This is a genomic window from Pseudomonas sp. NPDC088429, from assembly GCF_044753305.1.
In the GTDB taxonomy this organism is placed as follows: domain Bacteria; phylum Pseudomonadota; class Gammaproteobacteria; order Pseudomonadales; family Pseudomonadaceae; genus Aquipseudomonas; species Aquipseudomonas rustica.
On sequence record NZ_JBIVMX010000020.1, the window covers coordinates 52607 to 75480 of the forward strand.

At 59.1% G+C, this 22874-nt stretch carries 18 protein-coding genes; 9 read left to right on the plus strand and 9 right to left on the minus strand.

Annotated features, from left to right (window positions below):
* Nucleotides 1-66 precede the first annotated feature (66 nt).
* A complete protein-coding gene (locus ACIP66_RS13095) occupies nucleotides 67-993 on the plus strand; it encodes a LysR family transcriptional regulator (RefSeq protein WP_400648591.1) in 927 nt (308 codons plus the stop codon).
* Nucleotides 994-1125: 132 nt separating this feature from the next.
* Here the strand turns inward: ACIP66_RS13095 and ACIP66_RS13100 are convergent, their stop codons facing one another.
* From ACIP66_RS13100 to ACIP66_RS13110, 3 genes are all read right to left on the minus strand, one after another.
* Complete coding sequence (locus ACIP66_RS13100) at nucleotides 1126-1854, minus strand: aspartate/glutamate racemase family protein (RefSeq protein WP_159815281.1); 729 nt, start codon at nucleotides 1852-1854, stop codon at nucleotides 1126-1128.
* Between the two features lie 55 nt (nucleotides 1855-1909).
* Nucleotides 1910-3448, minus strand: a complete 1539-nt coding sequence (locus ACIP66_RS13105; RefSeq protein WP_400648593.1) for an NCS1 family nucleobase:cation symporter-1 — start codon at nucleotides 3446-3448, stop codon at nucleotides 1910-1912.
* A 527-nt stretch (nucleotides 3449-3975) separates the two neighbouring features.
* Entirely contained in the window at nucleotides 3976-4716 is a 741-nt protein-coding gene (locus ACIP66_RS13110) for a phosphoadenylyl-sulfate reductase (RefSeq protein ID WP_400648594.1), read from the minus strand.
* Nucleotides 4717-4880: 164 nt separating this feature from the next.
* On the opposite strand from ACIP66_RS13110, the gene thrH reads away from it, so the two are divergent.
* Nucleotides 4881-5498 (plus strand): bifunctional phosphoserine phosphatase/homoserine phosphotransferase ThrH, encoded by a 618-nt coding sequence (gene thrH / locus ACIP66_RS13115; RefSeq protein WP_400648596.1) that lies wholly within the window; start codon nucleotides 4881-4883, stop codon nucleotides 5496-5498.
* A gap of 206 nt (nucleotides 5499-5704) precedes the next feature.
* Here the strand turns inward: thrH and pabB are convergent, their stop codons facing one another.
* The 4 genes from pabB to ACIP66_RS13135 form a co-directional block, all read right to left on the minus strand.
* Nucleotides 5705-7048, minus strand: coding sequence for an aminodeoxychorismate synthase component I (gene pabB / locus ACIP66_RS13120; protein ID WP_400648597.1), 1344 nt, complete (start codon nucleotides 7046-7048; stop codon nucleotides 5705-5707).
* A gap of 269 nt (nucleotides 7049-7317) precedes the next feature.
* A complete protein-coding gene (locus ACIP66_RS13125; RefSeq protein ID WP_053116864.1) occupies nucleotides 7318-8304 on the minus strand; it encodes an alpha-L-glutamate ligase-like protein in 987 nt (328 codons plus the stop codon).
* A complete protein-coding gene (locus ACIP66_RS13130; RefSeq protein WP_159815415.1) occupies nucleotides 8304-9839 on the minus strand; it encodes an inactive transglutaminase family protein in 1536 nt (511 codons plus the stop codon). The genes ACIP66_RS13125 and ACIP66_RS13130 overlap by 1 nt, the downstream gene beginning before the upstream one ends.
* Before the next feature lie 5 nt (nucleotides 9840-9844).
* On the minus strand, nucleotides 9845-10381 hold the full coding sequence (locus tag ACIP66_RS13135; protein WP_053116866.1) for an ATP-dependent zinc protease: 537 nt from the start codon (nucleotides 10379-10381) through the stop codon (nucleotides 9845-9847).
* A 347-nt stretch (nucleotides 10382-10728) separates the two neighbouring features.
* Between ACIP66_RS13135 and ACIP66_RS13140 the strand changes: the two genes are divergently transcribed.
* From ACIP66_RS13140 to prpD, 6 genes are all read left to right on the plus strand, one after another.
* Nucleotides 10729-11451, plus strand: a complete 723-nt coding sequence (locus ACIP66_RS13140; RefSeq protein ID WP_172680069.1) for a GntR family transcriptional regulator — start codon at nucleotides 10729-10731, stop codon at nucleotides 11449-11451.
* Nucleotides 11448-12338 (plus strand): methylisocitrate lyase, encoded by an 891-nt coding sequence (prpB, locus tag ACIP66_RS13145; RefSeq protein WP_007916432.1) that lies wholly within the window; start codon nucleotides 11448-11450, stop codon nucleotides 12336-12338. The genes ACIP66_RS13140 and prpB overlap by 4 nt, the downstream gene beginning before the upstream one ends.
* Nucleotides 12339-12457: 119 nt before the next feature.
* Entirely contained in the window at nucleotides 12458-13585 is a 1128-nt protein-coding gene (gene prpC / locus ACIP66_RS13150) for a 2-methylcitrate synthase (RefSeq protein WP_212544327.1), read from the plus strand.
* A 176-nt stretch (nucleotides 13586-13761) separates the two neighbouring features.
* On the plus strand, nucleotides 13762-16356 hold the full coding sequence (acnD, locus tag ACIP66_RS13155; RefSeq protein WP_400648599.1) for a Fe/S-dependent 2-methylisocitrate dehydratase AcnD: 2595 nt from the start codon (nucleotides 13762-13764) through the stop codon (nucleotides 16354-16356).
* Nucleotides 16357-16410: 54 nt separating this feature from the next.
* Complete coding sequence (gene prpF / locus ACIP66_RS13160; protein ID WP_400648601.1) at nucleotides 16411-17613, plus strand: 2-methylaconitate cis-trans isomerase PrpF; 1203 nt, start codon at nucleotides 16411-16413, stop codon at nucleotides 17611-17613.
* A gap of 200 nt (nucleotides 17614-17813) precedes the next feature.
* On the plus strand, nucleotides 17814-19298 hold the full coding sequence (gene prpD / locus ACIP66_RS13165) for a 2-methylcitrate dehydratase (RefSeq protein WP_400648611.1): 1485 nt from the start codon (nucleotides 17814-17816) through the stop codon (nucleotides 19296-19298).
* A 98-nt stretch (nucleotides 19299-19396) separates the two neighbouring features.
* Here prpD and ACIP66_RS13170 read toward each other — a convergent pair whose 3' ends face one another.
* On the minus strand, nucleotides 19397-20335 hold the full coding sequence (locus ACIP66_RS13170) for a DMT family transporter (RefSeq protein ID WP_400648603.1): 939 nt from the start codon (nucleotides 20333-20335) through the stop codon (nucleotides 19397-19399).
* 90 nt (nucleotides 20336-20425) lie between these two features.
* Between ACIP66_RS13170 and ACIP66_RS13175 the strand changes: the two genes are divergently transcribed.
* Nucleotides 20426-21841, plus strand: coding sequence for a PLP-dependent aminotransferase family protein (locus ACIP66_RS13175; protein ID WP_400648604.1), 1416 nt, complete (start codon nucleotides 20426-20428; stop codon nucleotides 21839-21841).
* Nucleotides 21842-21935: 94 nt separating this feature from the next.
* On the opposite strand, the gene ACIP66_RS13180 is transcribed toward ACIP66_RS13175, so the two are convergent.
* Nucleotides 21936-22754: a pyruvate, water dikinase regulatory protein gene (locus tag ACIP66_RS13180; protein ID WP_053118702.1), complete on the minus strand. Its 819-nt coding sequence runs from the start codon at nucleotides 22752-22754 to the stop codon at nucleotides 21936-21938.
* Between the last annotated feature and the right edge of the window lie 120 nt (nucleotides 22755-22874).

Sequence of the window (22874 nt, forward strand, 5' to 3'; positions counted from 1 at the left end):
GTATCGACAACTGTGTAGACCATGATTGCTATAGTCTGTGTAAACCAGAAGTTTATAGTGGTGATCATGGAAACCTTCAGCAGCATCGAATGCTTCGTGCGCAGTGCCGAGGTCGGCAGCTTTGCCGAGGCTGCACGGCGCTTGAGTCTGACCCCGGCGGCCGTTGGCAAAAGTGTTGCCAAACTTGAGGTGCGGCTCGGTGTGCGGCTGTTCCAGCGTAGTACACGCAGCCTGACGCTGACCGAGGCCGGGCAGCTGTTTTTGAATCAGGTCAGTGGCAGCCTGACCACCATTCAGAATGCCGTGGCCAATCTGTCCAGTGTCGAAGGGCTGCCGGCGGGAACGCTGAAAGTCAGCATGGGCGCCGCGTTTGGTTGTTTGCACATCGTGCCGATGCTCGGTGAGTTTTTGCAGCGATATCCAGCGATCAGTCCGGACTGGCATTTCGATAATCGCCAGGTCGATCTGATCGGGCAGGGGTTTGATGCGGCCATTGGTGGCGGCTTCGATCTGCCGCAGGGGGTGATCGCACGCAAGTTGAGCCCGGCGCACCGGATTTTGGTGGCGTCTGCCGACTATCTACAGGCCAATCCCGAAATCACCGAGCCGGACGATCTCAGCCATCACGACGGGATTCTGATCCGTTCGCCGCAAACCGGGCGCGTGCGTTCCTGGCAGCTGACCGGACGCGATCCGCAGAACTGTCGGCCATTGATGCTCAAGGCGCGCATGACCCTGAGCGATTCCGAAGCCGCGTGCGCAACGGCGGCGCAAGGGTTGGGGATCGCGTTGGTGAGCATGCCGTTTGCGGTGGGGTATCTGGAGTCGGGAAGGTTGCAGCGGGTGTTGCCGGAGTGGTTTGTTGATGATGGCAATATTTCGGTCTACTACGCCGAGCATAAATTGTTGCCGGGGAAGACACGGGCGTTTGTGGATTTTTTGATTGAGCAGTTTGCGGAGCGGGGGTTGGTGCGGCGGTTTAGTGCTATTTGAGTAAGGCATTAAACCGAGTTGTCCCGTTCGCGAGCAAGCTTGGCTCCTACAGGTTTTGTGTTGAATGCAAAATGGTGATTCGACACAAAACCTGTAGGAGCCGAGCTTGCTCGCGATGAACGATAACGCGGTCTACCGGGCAAACCGCCCCGGCCAGCCAATAATGTTCTTCGGCCGCGGCGTCGCGTAAGTCCGCACCTTCGACGTCGATAAGCCCAACCGCACTAGCGATTCCGCAATCGTCACCGCCGCCGTCACGCCATCCACCACCGGCACGCCGGTACGACGACGAATCTGCTCATCCAGCCCGGCCATGCCGCCGCAACCCAGGCAAATCACCTCGGCCTTATCCTGCGTCACCGCCAGTTCGGCCTGATGCACGATCGCTTCCAGCGCACGCTGCGGTTCGTGTTCCAGCTCCAGAACCGCCAAACCACTGGCTCGCACCGAAGCGCAACGATCCCACAGCCCCGACAATTTCAGCCGATCCTCGATCAGCGGCACGGTGCGATCCAGCGTCGTCACCACCGAGTACGCGTGGCCGAGAAACATTGCCGTACTCGCCGCCGCATCGGTGATGTCCACCACCGGCACGTTGAGCAATTCCTGCAAACCTTCGCGACCATGTTCGCCGTAACCGGCCTGAATCACCGCGTCGAACGGTTGGTCGTAGGCCATCACCCGATCCATCACGGCAATCGCGGCGAGGTAGCTTTCGAAGTTGCCTTCAATCGAGTCGGCGCCGAAAAACGGCGTCAAGCCAACGATCTCCGTACCCGGTGACGCGACGGCCTGCGCCGAGCGGGCGATGGCTTGGGTGATGGACTCGGTGGTGTTGACGTTGACCACGAGAATACGCATGGGAAATCCTTATAGCGGGCAGTTCTGCGGCCCGACATCCGGGCCGCGAGGGAAATTAATGGCAGACGTTGTCGACCGCGATCGACTCGCCGCTGACGTCGGCGTAGTGCGCTTCGCGTTTGGCGATGATCAGGTAGAGCATTCCGGCGATGCCGGCACCGATCAGCCAGGAGAACGGCGAGACGCTGTGGAAACCCGGCACCAGCGCCAGCACGATGGCGATCAGCGCCGCTGGAATGAACGCGGCAACCGCGCGCAGGTTGATGCCACGGCTGTAGTAATAAGCGCCGTTCGGGTCTTCGCTGTAGAGTTGCGGCACGTTGATCCGGCCTTTGCGGATCAGCCAGTAGTCGACCATGATCACCCCGTACAACGGGCCGAGCAGGGCGCCGAGGCCGGACAGGAAATACACGATCACCAGCGGGCTGTTGTAGAGATTCCACGGCAGAATCAGCACGGCGATGGTTGCGCTGATCAGCCCGGCGCGGCGGAAGGTCAGGTATTTCGGCGCCAGGTTACTGAGCACGAAAGCCGGGGCGACGAAGTTGGCCATGATGTTCACCGCCACGGTGACGATCAGGAAGGCCAGGCAACCCAGTACCAAAAAGAACGTATTGGGAATCGACGCGATGATTTCAGTCGGGCTTTCGATGATTCGGCCATTGATCTGAAATTGCGCGCCACAGAGCAGGACGGTAATCGCGGCGAACACCAGAATATTCACCGGCAAGCCCCAGAAGTTTCCTACCTTGATGGTCTTGCGGCATGGCGAAGAGCGGGCGAAGTCACAGAAATTGAGGATCAACGTGCCGTAGATCGCCAGCCACAATGCGCCGCCAGCAAAGATGTTGCGCCACATCTCGCCACCGGTCAGCGGATCGCGGGTCGACCAGGCGATGGTCGCGTTGGCCTGGAAGTACATCCATGCGGCAAGCGCGGCAACGGTCAGCAGAATCACCGGCCCGGCGAACGCCTCGTAACGACGCACCATTTCCATGCCGTAGGCGAGAATCGCCAGTTGCACGAACCAAATCGCCACGAACGATGCCCAGCCCAGCGTCGACAGACCGAGGATCGAGTTGTGGTCGTATTCGGCGAAACCAGGATGCACTGCCGTGAGCAGCACTCGTAGGACTACTGACGCCAGATACGTCTGAATCCCGAACCAGGCGATGGCGATAACCGCCCGGATCAATGCAGGAATTTGCGCACCGTGAATGCCGAAACTGATCCGGCTGATCACCGGAAACGGCACCCCGGTTTTCTGCCCCATGTAACCGGACAGGTTCATGAAGAAGTACACCAGCGCCGCGCCGATCCCCAGTGACAACAAAATCTGCCAGCCACCCAGGCCCAACGCGTACAAGCCGATGGCGAAGGAATAGTTGGCGATGTTGTGCACGTCGTTCGTCCACAAAGCGAAGATGCTGTATTTGCCCCAGCGTCGACCTTCGGCCTTGGTCGGCGCGAGGTCGCTGTTGTGCAAGCGGGGGCTCAGTTGTAACGGTTCGGCCAGACCGTCGTAAGACGATGGTTGATCGAGGGCAGAGGCGGGCAGATTCAGCGCGATGTTATTGGAGAGACTTGTACGCATTCCGGCAGGCTCCTGATGTTCAGCGCCGCGATGACTGTGCTTAAGCCGTCAGGCTCGACAAATCTTCGTCGTGGCAGTGAAACATCACTGGTTACGGGGCATCTGCAGCCTGTACGGGATAGGGCGCTTCAGGCTTGCGGATCGAAAGTGTGTTTATGTTTTGCAGTTTTGTATACAAAACATGTATGCACTAAAGCCAGATTTGTGCCAGTTACTGATCTATGGACGGCGTTGCTCATTTCGAAAAGTTATCGAGGAGCGCTAAGTGACTGAAATGTGGTGATTAAAAATTGACCGATTGAACAGGTATTTATTTTCGGTGGGGGATTTGGGCGGGGAGCAAAAGCGTGAAGATTTCGGAGGGGATGTAACCTTTCAGGGCGCGGAAACAAAAAAGTGCACACACAAATGGCACCGATGGTGACATTCGTGTGTACACATTTTTTCAAGATCAAAAGATCGCAGCCTGCGGCAGCTCCTACATGGGAATGCGGTCACCTGTAGGAGCTGCCGCAGGCTGCGATCTTTTAGCTGTTGGACTTACTGATGATATTCCCCGCATGCAGCCCGCATTCTTTCTGCGTCGCTTCTTCCCACCACCAGCGGCCTTCGCGCTCGTGCTGATTTGGCAGGACAGGGCGGGTGCACGGTTCGCAGCCGATGCTGATGAAACCGCGTTCATGCAGGCTGTTGTACGGCAGCTCGAGCATGCGGATGTAGCCCCAGATCTCTTCGCTGGTCATCTGCGCCAGCGGGTTGAACTTGTACAGGGTGCGTTCCGGAGTAGAGAACGCGGTGTCGATTTCCAACACTGCCACGGCACTGCGCGTGCCCGGGCTCTGGTCGCGGCGCTGGCCGGTGGCCCAGGCTTTGACGCCGGACAGTTTGCGGCGCAGCGGTTCGATCTTACGGATGCCGCAGCATTCGCCGTGGCCGTCCTTGTAGAAACTGAACAGGCCTTTTTCCTTCACGAACGGCTCCAGTTTCGTGTAGTCCGGCGACACCAGTTCGATGTCGATCTTGTAGTGCTCGCGCACTTGATCGATGAAGCGGTAGGTCTCCGGGTGCAGGCGGCCGGTGTCGAGGCTGAACACCTTGACGTTCTTGTTGAGCTTCCAGGCCATGTCCACCAGCACCACATCCTCGGCGCCGCTGAAAGATATCCACAGGTCATCACCGAACTCGGCAAAGGCGAGTTTGAGAATGTCTTGCGCGGATTTGTTGGCATAGGTCGTGGCGAGTTCCACGACGTCGAACGTTGCACTCATCAGGGCGGCTTCCTACAGGTCGGTGGCGCTGGGCGCTCTATATGGGGCCGATGGTAACAAAAAGCTGCGCGGCTCGGGGCGCGCTGTGCGTTGCGCGAGTGGATTTGAGTCGCTAGAGTTCGGCCTCGCTCGACTCAAATAATCAATACAAACGGGAGTGTCTTGTGGAAATTGCTTGCCTGGATCTTGAAGGGGTGTTGGTGCCGGAAATCTGGATCGCTTTCGCCGAAAAAACCGGAATCGACTCCCTCAAGGCCACCACCCGGGACATTCCCGATTACGACGTGCTGATGAAGCAGCGTCTGCGCATCCTCGACGAGCACGGCTTGAAGCTCGCCGACATTCAGGAAGTGATCGCCACGCTGAAGCCGCTGGACGGCGCGGTGGAGTTCGTCAACTGGCTGCGCGAGCGCTTTCAGGTGGTGATTCTGTCGGACACGTTTTATGAGTTCTCGCAGCCGCTGATGCGTCAGTTGGGCTTCCCGACGTTGCTGTGCCATCGTCTGATTACTGACGAAACCGGGCGGGTGACCAGCTATCAGTTGCGTCAGAAAGATCCCAAGCGTCAGTCGGTGCTGGCGTTCAAGAGCCTGTATTACCAGGTGATTGCGGCGGGGGATTCGTATAACGATACGACGATGCTGGGCGAGGCGGATGCGGGGATTCTGTTTCATGCGCCGGAGAATGTGATTCGCGAGTTTCCGCAGTTTCCGGCGGTGCATACCTTTGCTGAGTTGAAGCAGGAATTCCTAAAAGCCTCCAACCGGGATTTGAGTTTGTAATGAATACCCCTGTAGGAGCTGCCGAAGGCTGCGATCTTTGCTTTTAAAGATCAAAAGATCGCAGCCTTCGGCAGCTCCTACAGGGTTGATGATCGTTCCCACGCTCTGCGTGGGAATACCTCAACGGACGCTCCGCGTTCGGCTTTGGATGGGACGCCGAGCGTCCCGGGCTGCATTCCCACGCAGAGCGTGGGAACGATCATTACTCAGAGATTTTGCAGGGTTTCGAGGAGGATTCTGACTTTGGTGATCGACTCCTGATACTCAGCCTGCCAGTCCGAATCGGCAACAATCCCGCCACCGCCCCAGCAGCACACCTGCCCATCCTTGACCAACAGACTGCGAATCGCGATGGAGCTGTCCATCTCGCCGCGCACGTCGAGGTACAGCAACGAACCGCAATACAATCCGCGCCGGGTCGGTTCCAACTCATCAATGATCTGCATCGCACGAATCTTCGGTGCGCCGGTGATTGAGCCGCCGGGGAAGCTGCCGGCGATCAAATCCAGTGCGTCGCGATCATCCGCCAGTTCGCCGGTGATGCTGCTGACCAGGTGATGCACGTTCGGATAGCTTTCCAGACTGAATAACTCCGGTACCCGCACCGAGCCGATGCGGCAAGTGCGGCCGAGGTCGTTGCGCAGCAGGTCAACGATCATCAGGTTTTCCGCGCGATCCTTGGGGCTGGCCAGCAGTTCGGCGGCGTTGGCGGCATCTTCGGCTGGGGTCAGGCCGCGAGGGCGGGTGCCTTTGATTGGCCGGGTTTCCACTTGGCGCTGGCTGACTTTGACGAAGCGCTCGGGCGACAGGCTCAACACCGCGCCACCGTCAGGCAGGCTCTGGAAACCGGAGAACGGCGTCGGGCAGGCTTCGCGCAATGCGCAATAGGCCAGCCACGGATCGCCTTGGCACTCAGCGCGGAAGCGTTGAGCGAAGTTGACCTGATAGCAATCGCCGGCCTGGATGTAATGTTGAATGCGTTCGAAAGCCTGACGGTAATCGTCAGCCGAGAGATCGGCGGCCATCGGGTTGTTGAGCTTGAACGGGGTTAAAGCACTAACGACCGGCTGCGTGAACAACAAAATCAGCCGCTGTTGCTCGCTGTCAATCACGGACGGGTGAAAGACCAATTGGCTGGTTGACGTCTGGTGATCGCTGATCAGCGCCCAGTCGTACAGGCCGAAACGTGCGTCAGGCAATTGCAGATCATCGCGGGCCTGGCTTGGCAGGTTTTCCAGATGCCGACCGAAGTCGTAGCTGAGGTAACCGATCAAGCCGCCGGCGAATGGCAACTCGAAACCCAACGGTAAATCCGCCTCGCCCAAGTGCTGCAAATTGTCGCGCAACCGCTGGAGGAAATGACTGCCACTCTCATCCGGCAACACCGCCAGTTGTTCCAGCGGCCAGGCGCTGAGCAGGTCGTAACGACCGCGGTCGGCACTCGGCCGGCCGCTGTCGAGCAGCACGGCGCCGGGCGCGTGGCGGATGGCCGCGAAATAGTCGGCAGGATTGGCACGGTAGGGCAGCGGGTGTACGGAACAGGTCAACATGGGCGGGGCAGATCGGCCGTTGAGGCGGGGTGGGGATTGTAGTCCTCTCCGATGCCAGATCAAAGTCAAAAGCCACCCCCTCACCCCAGCCCTCCCGAAACGTCGGACCGCCCCCAAGGGGGCGAGGGGAAAGGGAGCAGATTGGGGTTTTACTGATCGTTTCCACGCTCTGCGTGGTAACGCCGCCATGGACGCTCTGCGTCCACTGTGACGCGGAGCGTCACGGGATGCATTCCCACGCAGAGCGTGGGAACGATCATCGGGGGAGATCAGCCTTCGACGGCGGGAATATGCCCAAACATTTCCTGAGTAAACGCCACTCGCTCTTCAGCCGTCTCGACCACCCCACGCGCCTTCAGCTCTTCCAGCCGCGCCTCAACCGCATGGGTACGCAACGTCAGCCCACAGTCGTTAGCAATCTGAATATTCAACCCCGGCCGCGCATTCAGCTCGAGAATCAGCGGACCTTTCTCCTGATCCAGCACCATATCAACGCCGATATACCCCAACCCGCACAGCTCATAACAGCCCGCCGCGAGTTTCATGAAACCGTCCCAGTAGGGCAGTTGCACGCCGTCCACCGCGTTGGTGGTGTCGGGGTGTTTGGTGATGATGTTGTTCAGCCAGGTGCCGCGCAGGGTCAGACCAGTCGCCAGATCGACACCGACGCCAATCGCGCCCTGGTGCAGGTTGGCCTTACCGCCGGATTGCCGGGTCGGCAAACGCAACATCGCCATCACTGGATAGCCCATCAACACGATGATGCGAATATCCGGCACGCCTTCATAACTGATGCTTTTGAAGATCTGATCCGGGGTCACGCGGTATTCGATCAGCGCACGGTCGCGGTGGCCACCCAGCGAATACAGGCCAGTAAGAATGCTCGAGATGTGGTGTTCAAGTTCTTCGTGGTCAACGATCTTGCCCGAGACCGTGCGATAGCGGCCCTCGAAACGGTCGGCGACGACGATGATGCCGTCACCGCCGGCGCCCTGCGCCGGTTTGATCACGAAGTCGCTGCGCCCGCCGATGATCTCGCCGAGCTTGTCGATTTCCTTCTCGGTGGAAATCACGCCATACAATTCCGGCACGTGAATGCCGGCCTCGATCGCGCGTTCCTTTGTGATGATCTTGTCATCGACGATCGGGTACAGGCTGCGCTTGTTGTACTTGAGCACGTAGTCGGCGTTACGCCGATTGATGCCCATGATCCCCCGCGCTTCCAGCGCCTTCCAGGTCTTCCAGAAACCGAACATCAGGCGTCAGCCTTCTTCAGGAAAGCCTTGAAACGCACCAGTTCGGTCAGGCGGTAGCCGCGATAACGACCCATCGCCAGCATGAAGCCGACCAGAATCAGCAGGATCGCCGGGAAGGTGAACACGAAGTACACCAGCTCAGGCACGGTCATGATCAGGTGCGCCAGGGACGCCGCGAACAGCGTGCCAATGGCGACTTTCATCGCATGGCTGGCGCCGCGTTCTTCCCAGGTGATCGACAGACGTTCGATGGTCATGGTCAGAATCACCATCGGGAACAGCGCCACGGACAAGCCGCGCTCCAGGCCGAGCTTATGGCTGAACAGACTGATCGCCGCGATCAACACCACGACAAAGGTCAGCACCACCGACAGTCGCGGCAGCATTTGCAGCTTCAGGTGTTCCAGATAGGAACGTAATGACAGCCCCAGCGCCGTGATCACGGTAAACAGCAATATACCGAAGCCCAGTTGCGTCTCGCGGAAGGCGAGGGCGATCAGTACCGGGGTGAACGTACCGAGGGTCTGCAGGCCGATCAGGTTGCGCAGGATCAGAATCACCAGCACGCCGATCGGGATCATCACCATGATCATGAAGGTCTGCTGGGTCTGCAGCGGCAAGCCGTACAACGAGTATTCGAGGAAGTTGGCGTCGGTATTCTCGTCGGTCAGCTTGGCCAGACGAATCGCGTTCATCTCGCTGTTGTTCAGGCTGAAGGTCACGTTGGCTTTCTTGCCGCCGTCGACGGTGATCAGGTTTTCATCGCCGGTCCACCACAGCAGGCGGTCGGTCGGCAGGCCTTGCTCGCCGGTTTCCGGGTTGAAATACAGCCAATCGTTGCCGTTGAAGCTGCGCAGCCACAGTTCGGGCATTTGCGGTTGATCGGCGACGAGGCGGATGGTGTGGACTTTTTCCACCGGTACGTGGGCGATGGACAGCAGCAATTCGACGATTTTGGCTTTGTGCGCAGTCGACGGATCGCCGGCCAGCAGCAATTTCACATTGTCGTCGTTGAGGTTGTTGACGCGTTTGATCGCTTCGCCGATGAAGGTCTCGACGTCGGCGGAGTGTTGGCGGATCGGTGCGAGCAGGGCCTCGGCAGCGATTTTTTCCGGGCCTTCGATGGCGATGCTGTCGCGGAAGGTCGGGCCTTTGACCTTGGATTTTTCCGCGGTGTAACGCTTGGTCAGCACCAAACGGTAATAAAGGGTCTGGTTGCCCTTGGCGCGACGTGCCGACCAGGTGACCTTGCGGTTGCCGTCGACACGGTTCACCGCGACGCCGTAGTTATTGGAAATGAAACTTTCATTGAGGCTGACGTAATCGCGGCTCAGCGGCGGTACGAACATCTGGATCTTTACCGGATCCTTGGTGCTGGCGACGAACTCGACTTTGGCGTCGATGTTCCACAAGTCGTCGGTCGCATCTTCGGTCACCGGGATGCCGAGTACGAAAATCTGATAGGCCGTAACCGAAACGCCCAGTAACACCAAAATGGTGATCAGGATTTTCAGGTGGAAGGTTAGAGAACGCATGGAAATTACTCGGCGGTATGAGCGGCGATGGTGCAGGCGGGTTTGCCGGCAGCGTATTTAAGACTGGGGTCGACCAGCGCGTCGAAGCGTTTCAACGCTTCGGAGCCGATCAAAAGCGGATATTGGAACGCACTTCGGTCGGTCAGGTTCACTTCGATGCTGCGCATCGCCGTGCCCATGCAGATATCCAGCTCGATTACCGGACGGGCGGTGTACTTCTTGCCTTCTTCCGGGTCGTAGTCGCCGGCGCGGCGTTTGATTTTGCTGACGCGGGCCAGTGGCCGTTCGATCGGGTGCGAATGCGCCGCGTCGATCGCCAGGTAGAAACGTACCCAGGACTCACCGTTGCGTTTAAAGCGTTTGATGTCGCGGGCGCTCAGCGAGGCGGTTTTCGCGCCGGTGTCGAGTTTGGCCGCGACTTCGAGATTGATGCCGTCAAGCGAAGCGTATTCGTTGAGGCCGTACACGGTTTTTTCCCCCGCGGCGGCGAGGCCGGGCAGGCAAAACAGGGCAAAGAATGTGGGAAAAGGCTTGAGTCTCATAAATCCTGGTGCGCAGCGTTCCGTGGTCGGTTCAGGTGCCTGGCAAGACTTGCGCAAGCGCCTGCGTGTGCCTGGCAGCTTTTTATGACAAGCCGTACAAATGGCCAGCAAATGCGGGCGGCATTCTAGCACGGTGGTTTTATGGCGCCAGCGCTGGGGGCGGTCTATACAAGATCCAAAGATCGCAGCCTTCGGCAGCTCCTACACTGATCCCTGTAGGAGCTGCCGAAGGCTGCGATCTTTTAAGGTTATTAGACGATTGTCGACAATACCCATTTATCCTTTGACTGATTCGGCTGAATTAGCTAGTTTTTGCCGCATTGGATTTAAAGGTGTCGACAATCATGCTGGATCAACTTGATCCCCCGGTCATCAACGGTGACGATTCCGAGACGCTCTCGGAAAACGTCTTCCGGCGTATTCAGGCGGCCATCGTCAAAGGCGAGATCGCCCCGGGCAGCAAAATCTCCGAGCCGGAACTGGCGCGCACTTACGGCATCAGCCGTGGACCGTTACGTGAGGCGATTCACCGTCTCGAAGGCCAGCGCCTGTTGGTGCGCGTCCCGCACGTCGGCGCGCGCGTGGTCTCGCTCAATCATGCCGAGCTGATCGAACTCTACGAAATCCGCGAATCCCTCGAAGGCATGGCCTGCCGTCTGGCGGCCGAGCGCATGAGCGTCGAAGAAATCGACGAACTGCGCCGGGTGCTGGAAACCCACGAGCGCGACGCCGCGTTTCAGGCCGGCGTCGGCTACTACCAGCAGGAAGGCGATTTCGACTTTCACTACCGGATCATTCAGGGCAGCGGCAACCGCACGCTGACGCAGATGCTCTGCGGCGAGCTGTATCAACTGGTGCGCATGTACCGCATCCAGTTTTCCACCACGCCGAACCGCCCACGCCAGGCCTTTGCCGAACACCACCGGATTCTCGATGCCATCGCCGACCGTGACGGCGAGCTCGCGGAATTGTTGATGCGCCGCCACATCGGCGCCTCGAAACGCAACATCGCCCGTCATTACCAGGACGGCGCCCACAATAAGACAGCCACTGAACGAGGTGAGTCATGAGTTCCAAGCACAGCACTCCAGGCCAGCGTTTCCGCGATGCGGTCGCCAGCGAGCATCCATTGCAAGTGGTCGGCGCGATCAACGCCAACCACGCGCTGCTGGCCAAGCGCGCCGGTTTCAAGGCGATCTACCTGTCCGGTGGCGGGGTGGCCGCCGGCTCGCTCGGCGTGCCGGATCTGGGCATCACCGGTCTGGATGACGTGCTCACCGACGTGCGCCGCATCACCGACGTTTGCGATCTGCCGCTGTTGGTCGATGTCGACACCGGTTTCGGCTCATCGGCGTTCAACGTGGCGCGCACGGTGAAGTCGATGATCAAGTTCGGCGCGGCGGCGATTCATATCGAAGATCAGGTTGGCGCCAAGCGCTGTGGCCACCGTCCTAATAAAGAGATCGTCAGTCAGCAGGAAATGGTCGACCGCATCAAAGCCGCCGTCGATGCGCGCACCGATGACAGCTTTGTGATCATGGCGCGTACCGATGCGCTGGCGGTGGAAGGTCTGGAATCGGCACTCGATCGCGCCGCCGCGTGCATCGAGGCTGGCGCTGACATGATCTTCCCGGAAGCCATCACTGAACTGGAGATGTACAAGCTGTTCGCCAACCGTGTGAAAGCGCCGATCCTGGCCAACATCACCGAATTCGGCTCGACGCCGCTGTACACCACCGAGCAACTGGCCGGCGCCGATGTGTCGCTGGTGCTGTATCCGCTATCGGCGTTCCGCGCAATGAACAAGGCTGCGGAAAACGTCTACACGGCGATCCGCCGCGACGGCACGCAACAGAATGTCATCGACACCATGCAGACTCGCATGGAGCTTTACGATCGTATTGATTACCACACGTTCGAGCAGAAGCTCGATGCGTTGTTTGCCGCGAAAAAATGAAGATCAAAAGATCGCAGCCTGCGGCAGCTCCTACATAGATCCCTGTAGGAGCTGACGAGTGCAACGAGGCTGCGATCTTTTCGCCACACTCCCTAACAAATTCAAGATTGGAGATAGAAATGGCCGAAGCAAAAGTACTCAGTGGCGCCGGGCTCCGTGGCCAGGTTGCCGGGCAAACCGCACTGTCCACCGTGGGCCAGGCCGGTGCCGGGCTGACCTATCGCGGCTACGACGTGCGCGAACTGGCCGCCGATGCGCAATTTGAAGAAGTCGCCTACCTGCTGCTCTACGGCGAGCTGCCAACCCAGGCGCAACTCGACGAATACCAAGGCAAGCTGAGCAAGCTGCGCGACCTGCCGCAAGCGCTGAAAGAAGTGCTCGAACGCATCCCCGCCGACGCCCACCCGATGGACGTGATGCGCACCGGCTGCTCGTTCCTTGGCAACCTCGAACCGGAGAAAGATTTCTCCGAGCAGCGCGACAAGACCGACCGTTTGCTCGCCGCATTCCCGGCGATCATGTGCTACTGGTATCGCTTCAGCCACGACGGCAAGCGCATCAACTGCGTGAGCAGCGAGCCAACCATCGGCGGCCACTTCCTGCACCTGCTGCACGACAAGAAGCCAAGCGAACTGCACGTCAAAGTGATGAACGTGTCGCTGATCCTTTACGCCGAGCACGAATTCAACGCCTCGACCTTCACCGCCCGCGTTTGCGCCTCGACGCTGTCCGATCTGTATTCCTGCGTCACTGCAGCCATCGGTTCGCTGCGCGGTCCGTTGCATGGCGGCGCCAACGAAGCGGCGATGGAAATGATCGAGCGCTTCTCGTCGCCGGAAGACGCGATCAAAGGCACCCTCGGCATGCTCGAGCGCAAAGACAAGATCATGGGCTTCGGCCATGCGATCTATAAGGACAGCGACCCGCGCAACGAAGTGATTAAAGGCTGGGCGAAACAGCTGGCTGATGAAGTCGGCGACAAGGTGTTGTTCCCGGTTTCCGAAGCGATCGACAAGACCATGTGGGAACAGAAAAAACTCTTCCCGAACGCCGATTTCTACCATGCCTCGGCGTACCACTTCATGGGTATTCCGACCAAGCTGTTCACGCCGATCTTCGTCTGCTCGCGCCTGACCGGCTGGGCCGCGCACGTCTTCGAACAGCGCGCCAACAACCGCATCATCCGCCCAAGCGCCGAATACATCGGCGTCGAACAGCGCAAGTTCGTGCCAATCGAACGTCGCTGAAATGGTGAGTGCCAACTCCTGAGCGCAAACCCTGTAGGAGCTGCCGAAGGCTGCGATCTGTTGATCTTGATCTTGAAAACAAAGATCAAAAGATCGCAGCCTTCGGCAGCTCCTACAGGGGGGATCGGCGAGAAGGCATCACCCTTTGCAACCACCGTGACCCGAGTCCTGACCCGATGAACACAGCATTCCGCAAAACCCTGCCCGGCAGCCCTCTGGATTATTTCGACGCCCGCGCGGCGGTCGAAGCGATTCAGCCCGGCAGTTACGACACCCTGCCGTACACCTCCCGCGTGCTGGCGGAAAACCTGGTGCGTCGCTGCGACCCGGCCACGCTCACCGATTCCCTCAAGCAACTGATCGAACGCAAACGCGACCTCGATTTCCCGTGGTTTCCGGCGCGTGTGGTCTGCCACGACATTCTCGGCCAGACCGCGCTGGTCGACCTCGCTGGCCTGCGCGACGCGATCGCGTTGCAGGGTGGCGACCCGGCGCAAGTCAACCCGGTAGTGCCGACGCAACTGATCGTTGACCATTCGCTGGCTGTCGAAGCCGGTGGTTTCGACGCTCAGGCGTTCGAGAAAAATCGCGCCATCGAAGACCGGCGCAACGAAGACCGCTTCCACTTCATCAACTGGACGAAAAAGGCCTTCAAGAACGTCGATGTGATCCCGCCGGGCAACGGCATCATGCACCAGATCAACCTGGAGAAAATGTCTCCGGTGATCCAGGTGCGTGAAGGCGTGGCGTTCCCCGACACTTGCGTTGGCACCGACAGCCACACGCCGCACGTTGATGCCTTGGGCGTGATCGCCATCGGTGTCGGCGGCCTCGAAGCCGAGAGCGTGATGCTCGGTCGCGCATCGTGGATGCGCCTGCCGGAAAGCGTCGGTGTTGAACTGACCGGCAAGCTGCAACCGGGCATCACCGCCACCGACATGGTGCTGGCGCTGACCGAATACCTGCGCAAACAGAAAGTCGTCGGCGCCTGGCTGGAGTTCTTCGGCGAAGGCGCCGCTGCGCTGACCCTCGGCGACCGCGCAACCATCTCCAACATGGCCCCGGAATACGGCGCCACGGCAGCGATGTTCTACATCGATCAGCAGACCATCGATTACCTGAAACTCACCGGTCGTGAAGACCAGCAAGTGCAGTTGGTCGAGCAATACGCCAAGCTGACCGGCCTGTGGGCAGACAGCCTGAAAGGCGCGCAATACGAGCGCGGTCTGACTTTCGATCTGTCTTCGGTGGTGCGCAACATGGCCGGCCCGAGCAACCCGCACGCCCGCGTCGCGACCTCGGATCTGGCGGCCAAAGGCATCTCCGGTCAGTGGGAAGAAGTCCCCGGGCAAATGCCTGACGGCGCGGTGATCATCGCCGCCATCACCAGTTGCACCAACACTAGCAACCCGCGCAACGTCATCGCCGCTGGCCTGATCGCGCGCAACGCCAACAAGCTCGGCCTGACCCGCAAACCGTGGGTGAAATCTTCGCTGGCGCCGGGTTCGAAAACCGTCGCGCTGTACCTCGACGAAGCGGGGCTCACCACTGAACTGGAGCAGCTCGGTTTCGGCGTCGTCGCCTTCGCCTGCACCACGTGCAATGGCATGTCCGGCGCGCTCGATCCGGTGATCCAGCAGGAGATTATCGACCGCGATCTGTATGCGACTGCGGTGCTCTCGGGCAACCGCAACTTCGACGGCCGCATCCATCCGTACGCCAAGCAAGCGTTCCTCGCGTCGCCGCCGCTGGTGGTGGCGTACGCCATCGCCGGCACCATCCGTTTCGACATCGAAAAAGATGTGTTGGGCGTGGTCGACGGCAAGGAAATCCGCCTGAAAGACATCTGGCCAAGCGACGAAGAAATCGACGCCGTGGTGAAGTCTTCGGTCAAGCCTGAGCAGTTCCGTCAGGTCTACATTCCGATGTTCGCCGTCCACGAAGACACCGGCCCGAAAGTCACGCCGCTGTACGACTGGCGCGAGATGAGTACCTACATTCGCCGTCCGCCGTACTGGGAAGGCGCGCTGGCCGGCGCACGTCCGCTGAAGGGCATGCGCCCGCTGGCGGTGCTGCCGGACAACATCACCACCGATCACCTGTCGCCATCGAACGCGATCATGCTCGACAGCGCCGCTGGCGAATACCTGGCGAAAATGGGCCTGCCGGAAGAGGACTTCAACTCCTACGCAACGCACCGTGGCGACCACCTGACCGCGCAGCGCGCGACCTTCGCCAACCCGAAACTGTTCAACGAAATGGTCGTGGAAAACGGCAAGGTCAAACAGGGTTCGCTGGCGCGGGTCGAGCCGGAAGGCAAGGTCATGCGCATGTGGGAAGCCATCGAAACTTACATGGAGCGCAAACAGCCACTGATCATCATCGCCGGCGCCGATTACGGTCAGGGTTCATCCCGCGACTGGGCGGCGAAAGGTGTGCGTCTGGCCGGTGTCGAGGCGATTGCCGCTGAAGGTTTCGAACGCATTCACCGCACTAACCTGGTGGGCATGGGCGTGCTGCCGCTGGAGTTCAAAGCAGGCACCGACCGTCACACCCTGGCCATCGACGGCAGCGAAACCTACGACGTGATCGGCGAGCGCAAGCCGCGCGCGGATCTGACGCTGGTGATCCATCGCAAGAACGGCGAGCGTGTTGATGTGCCGGTGACTTGCCGTCTGGATACCGCTGAAGAAGTGTCGATCTACGAGGCCGGCGGCGTGTTGCAACGTTTCGCTCAGGACTTCCTTGAAGAGTCGGCGGTTGCCGTTTAAATCTACTGATGCAGGCGTGAGATCTCGGTCTCACGCCTGTGGATAAGGAGCACCATGGCTCACGCAGCTACTTTCGCACCGCAGATCAAAATCCCCGCCACCTACATGCGCGGCGGCACCAGCAAAGGCGTGTTTTTCAGCCTCAAGGATTTGCCCGAAGCAGCGCAGATTCCCGGGCCGGTTCGCGACGCTTTATTGCTGCGCGTGATCGGCAGCCCCGACCCGTACGACAAGCAAATCGACGGCATGGGCGGCGCCACTTCAAGCACCAGCAAAACCGTGATCCTGTCGAAAAGCCTCAAGGCTGATCACGACGTCGATTACCTGTTCGGCCAGGTCTCCATCGACAAGCCATTCGTCGACTGGAGCGGCAACTGCGGTAACCTCTCGGCAGCGGTCGGTTCGTTCGCCATCAGCAATGGCTTGGTCGACGCCAGCCGCATTCCGCACAACGGTGTTGCGGTGGTGCGCGTGTGGCAGGCCAACATCGGCAAAACCATTATTGCCCACGTGCCGATCACCAACGGCGAAGTGCAGGAAACCGGTGATTTCGAACTCGACGGCGTGACCTTTCCGGCCGCTGAAGTGCAAGTCGAATTCATGGATCCGGCGGCGGAAGAAGAGGGCGGTGGTGGCTCGATGTTCCCCACCGGCAACCTGATCGATGAGCTGGAAGTGCCGGGTGTCGGCACGTTTAAAGCGACGATGATCAACGCCGGCATCCCGACGATTTTCGTCAACGCCGAAGACATCGGTTACACCGGCACCGAGCTACAAGGCGCGATCAATAGCGATCCGAAAGCGCTGCAAATGTTCGAGACGATTCGTGCGTATGGCGCGCTGCGCATGGGCCTGATTGCCAATCTGGATGAAGCGGCGAAACGGCAGCACACGCCGAAAGTCGCGTTTGTTGCCAAGCCTGCAGATTATGTGGCGTCGAGTGGTAAAGCGATTGGCGCCGGAGATGTCGATTTGCTGGTGCGCGCGTTGTCGATGGGCAAGTTGCACCACGCGATGATGGGCACGGCGGCAGTGGCGATTGGTACGGCGGCGGCTATTTCCGGCACCTTGGTGAACCTTGCGGCGGGTGGCGTTGAACGCAATGCCGTGCGCTTCGGGCATCCGTCCGGGACGTTGCGGGTTGGTGCTGAAGCCAGTCTGGAAAACGGCGAGTGGATCGTCAAAAAAGCCATCATGAGCCGCAGTGCGCGGGTGCTGATGGAAGGCTACGTCCGCGTCCCGGGCGATTCCTTCTGACCCAACACCGGACGCCACCCTGGATTGCTTCGCCCTGTAGGAGCTGCCGAAGGCTGCGATCTTTTGATCTTGTTTTTGAAGGTCAAGATCAAAAGATCGCAGCCTTCGGCAGCTCCTACAGGGATCGCATTTCAACAATAAGAAATTGTTAGCCCTGAACCGAGGTCCCATCAACGAACCACTTAATGAGTGAATCGAACATGAGCGCCAACGTCGACCTGAACAACCGCCCCGACTACGACCGTGTCCTGCAGGACATCGCCGACTACGTCCTCACCTTCAAAGCCGAATCCACCGAAGCCCTCGACACCGCCCGCAACTGCCTGATGGACACGTTAGGCTGCGGCCTGCTCGCACTGCGTTTCCCTGAATGCACCAAACACCTCGGCCCGATCGTCGAAGGCACCGTTGTGCCGTTTGGCGCGCGCGTCCCCGGCACTTCCTATCGTCTCGACCCGGTCAAAGCCGCGTGGGACATCGGTTGCATCGTTCGCTGGCTCGACTACAACGACACCTGGCTCGCCGCCGAGTGGGGCCATCCATCCGACAACCTCGGCGCGATTCTCGCGGTGGCCGATCATCTCTCGCAAAAACGCGTGGCCAATGCTGAAGCGCCGCTGACGATCCGCGATGTGCTCGAAGCGATGATCATGGCCCACGAGATTCAAGGCGTGATCGCCCTGGAAAACTCCTTCAACCGCGTAGGACTTGATCACGTCATTCTGGTGAAAGTCGCCTCCACCGCCGTCACCGCCAAACTGATGGGCGCCAATCGCGAACAACTGTTGTCGGCGTTGTCCCACGCTTTCGCCGACGGCCAAGCGCTGCGCACTTATCGTCATGCGCCAAACGCCGGCTCGCGAAAATCCTGGGCGGCGGGGGATGCGTCGAGTCGTGGCGTGCGCCTGGCCGACATCGCCATGCGCGGCGAGATGGGCATTCCCGGCGTGCTGACGGCAAAACAGTGGGGCTTTTATGACGTGCTGTTCAGCCACAGCAACAACGATCTGGCGCTGAAACCGGAAGAAAAACGCGCTTTCAGTTTCTCGCGCGCGTTCGGCAGTTACGTGATGGAAAACGTCCTGTTCAAGATCAGCTTCCCCGCCGAATTCCATGCGCAAACGGCCTGCGAAGCGGCGGTGACCTTGCACCCGCAAGTGCGCAATCGTCTGCACGAAATTGACCGCATCGTCATCACCACTCACGAATCGGCGATCCGCATCATTTCCAAAGTCGGGCCGCTGGCCAACGCCGCTGACCGTGACCACTGCATCCAGTACATGACCGCCGTGCCGCTGGCCTTCGGCAATCTGGTCGCCGAGCAATACGAAGACGATTTCCACAACGCGCACTCGATCATCGATGTGCTGCGCGAGAAAATGGTCATCATCGAAGACCCGCGTTTCACCCGCGAATACTTGGAGCCTGACAAACGCTCGATTGCCAACGCCGTGCAGGTATTTTTCAAGGATGGCAGCAGCAGCGAAAACGTCGTGGTGGAATACCCGATCGGGCATCGTCGCCGCCGTGCTGAGGGTATTCCTTTGTTGGAGGACAAATTCAAAGCCAATCTGGCCACGCGTTTTACCGGTCAGCGCAGCGGCGAGATCTTCGCACTGTGCAAGGATCAAACCCGACTCGAGTCCACCCCGGTAAACCGCTTCGTCGACCTGTTCGTGATCTGAAGGTACAAACCCGCTCCCTGTAGGAGCTGCCGCAGGCTGCGATCTTTTGACGTTGATGTTTAAAAACAAGATCAAAAGATCGCAGCCTGCGGCAGCTCCTACACGGACGATTTTCGCCATTTTTCGATGGGCAATTTGGTGATGGCAAAACCGCTCAACAAAATCGCCGAATAGATCATCAGCTCCCGGGACAGGGTTTGCCCCTCGTACCAGGCGCCGATGATCACGGCGAACACCGGGAAAATGATAAACACGAACGACAGGATGATCGGGCTCAGGCGTTTCAGCAGCAGAAAATAAACGATAAACCCGCCCACCGAGGCCACCAGCCCGAGGTAGAACAGCGCGCCCCACGAGCGTGCTGTGATGTTTTCGAATACCGGTGTTTCGACGTTCAATCCGACAATAAATAACATCGCCCCGGCAATGCCGATCGGCAGCGTGTTGTAGGTGATCACGCTGATCGCGCTGCCGTGTTTTTTCGTCACCACGTAGCACAGCGCATGCATCACGGCGGCGCAGAGAATCGCCAGCACCCCCAGCCATTCCGCCTGATCCAGATGCAGACCTTGGCTGCGAATAATCATGAAAAGACTGCCAAAACCGATGGCAATGCCGAGCATCTGCGACGGGTAGATTTTCTCGCGCAGAAACAGCGCGGAAAACAGCAGGATAAATACCGGCATGCAGCTGAACAGCAACGCTGTCAGGCCCGATGAGACATGCATTTCGCCGTAGTTGAGCAAATAGTAGGGCAGGCTGAAATACGACAGCGTGACGAACACAAAAAACCAGCGGCTCTGCCGAGGGAACAGCAACGGTTCTTTGCGCAGCAACGCGAAACTCAAAAACAGCGGAAACGCGATGAGAAAACGCAACCCGGCGGCAGTCAGTGGCGGCACACTTTCTACAGCAATCTTGATCCCCAGCCACGTCGTGCCCCAACTCAGGCAGACGATCAGAAACAACGTGCTGGTAATTAACCCGGCAAGCCAGGGTTTGCTGATGCTTATCGGTGTGCTGACGGCGGTCGACATGCGGTGTGCTCCGAGCGGCTGAATTGACCTGGTCACAGAAAAGGTCTATCCCTGATTGAACCTGTTTTCAGCACGCTATTCGGGGCGCGAATGACTGTCAAAGTAAGTATTGCCATGGTGTCAATCCTCCGTGATGGCCTCACTCATGGCGTCGGCGTGAAGTACCAGCGCCTCGCCGATGCAGTGGAAAAGGCTATCGCTGAAGGCGTGATTGACGCTGGCTGCAAATTACCGCCGCACCGATTGTTGGCTGATAGCCTCGGCGTCACCATCGGTACGATCAGCCGCGCCTACGGTGAGCTGGAGCGAGTGGGATTGGTCGTCGCCCGTGTAGGCGATGGCACTTACGTGCGTCAGAGAGGGATGGAACGGCCGCAGGACAAAGGCTTTCGCAATGTCAGCGATGAGCCGCCCGCCTGTTTCGACATGAGCCGCAATCAGCCGATTCCAGGGCAGGAAGCGGCGTTTATGAGTCAGAGCCTTCAAGCGTTAGCGAATGATCCGCGAGTGCTGCAGCAATTGACCGGGTACACCGCTGAAGCAGGAATGGCGCGGCATCGGCAGGCGGGAGCGGTGTGGTTGCAGCACGGCGCGTTTGTGCCGCACGCCGATCAGGTGTTGTGCGTCAACGGCGGCCAACATGGTTTGTTGTGTGCGTTGATGGGTTTGCTCAAGGCCGGCGACACGGTAGTGACCGAGCATTTGTCCTACCCAGGATTGCTCAGTGTCGCTCGCCAGCTCGGGATAAAGCTGATCGGCGCGGCGATGGATGACGAAGGGCTTTTACCGTCAGTGCTGGAGGAAATCTGCCGTCAGCATCGCGTTTCGGCGCTGTATTGCACGCCGACGATCCAGAATCCTACGGCGGCGGTGATGTCCGTCCCACGGCGCGAGGCGATTACCGAGGTCTGCCGTCAGCACAATCTGCTGATCCTCGAAGACGAAGCCCACGCCGTGCTGGATCGCCAACGTCCTTTACCGCTGAGTTATTTCGCGCCGGAGCGTTCGGTGTTGATCGGCAGTTTGAGCAAGGCTGTTTCGGCGGGATTGCGCGTGGGTTATCTGCATGCGCCGCAAGCGTTGATCGGCCGTTTGAGTTCAGCCATTCGCGGTACATGCTGGATGGCCAATCCGCTGGCGATGGAGGTGGCGAGTCTGTGGATCGAAAACGGCTTGGCCGAGCGCTTGCTGGATGAGCAGATTGACGAGATTGGCCGGCGTAAGGCGTTGGTGGTCGGGGCGCTGGAGGGCTTGGATTACAAGACGCACAGCCACAGTCCGCATTTTTGGGTCGAGGTGCCGGAAGGCTGGCGGGCGTCGCAGATTGCGGCGGAGTTGAAGGAGAATAATTATCTGGTGGCGACCGCAGAGGCGTTTGCGGTCGGGCATGCGGCGGTGCCGCAGTGTATTCGGGTGAGTGTGTGTAATTCGGTGGGGGATGATCGGTTGTTGCTCAGTGGGTTTGAGGCTCTTGCCCAATCTCTCACACAATACATCCCACTGTAGGGGCTGCCGCAGGCTGCGATCTTTTGACGTTGATGTTTAAAAACAAGATCAAAAGATCGCAGCCTGCGGCAGCTCCTACAGGTGATGTGTGGGGTTACTTGAAGCGTCGTTCGACGCCTTTCTCCACGAGGATCTTCGCCGAAATCTCTTCCACCGAAAAATGCGTCGAATTGATGTGCGGAATGTTCTCGCGGCGGAACAGGTTCTCCACTTCGCGCACTTCAAATTCGCACTGCGCATAACTCGAGTAGCGGCTGTTGGGTTTGCGCTCGTTGCGGATCGCGGTGAGGCGATCCGGGTCGATGGTCAGGCCAAACAGCTTGTGCTGGTGCGCACGCAGGGCGGCGGGCAGGGTCAAGCGCTCCATGTCGTCTTCGGTCAGCGGGTAATTGGCCGCGCGGATGCCGAACTGCATGGCCATGTACAGACACGTCGGTGTTTTACCGCAGCGCGACACGCCCACTAGTATCAGGTCGGCTTTGTCGTAATAGTGCGTGCGCGCACCGTCGTCGTTGTCGAGGGCGAAGTTCACCGCCTCGATACGCTCCATGTAATTGGAGTTGTGGCCAATCGAATGCGACTTGCCGACGGTGTAGGAAGAATGCTCGGTCAGTTCCTGCTCAAGCGGGGCGAGGAAGGTCGAGAAAATATCGATCATGAAACCATTGGACGTCGCGAGAATCTCACGAATGTCCTGATTGACGATGGTGTCAAAGATGATCGGGCGAAAGCCGTCGGTGTCAGCGGCTTTGTTGATTTGTTGTACCATGGCCCGCGCTTTTTCAACGCTGTCGATGTACGGTCGCGTGAATTTGCTGAAGGTAATGTTTTCGAACTGCGCCAGAAGGCTTTGACCCAGGGTTTCGGCGGTGATGCCGGTGCCATCGGAGATAAAGAAAGCAGATCGTTTCATTTGCACCTTGGGCCTTAAGCTAATGAGCATTTCTGGATATGATAGGCGCGATTTGTTGGCCGCCAGTGGCCAGCATTCTCACTTATTTTCCAGGTCCAGGCCATACAACCGGCCAACGCT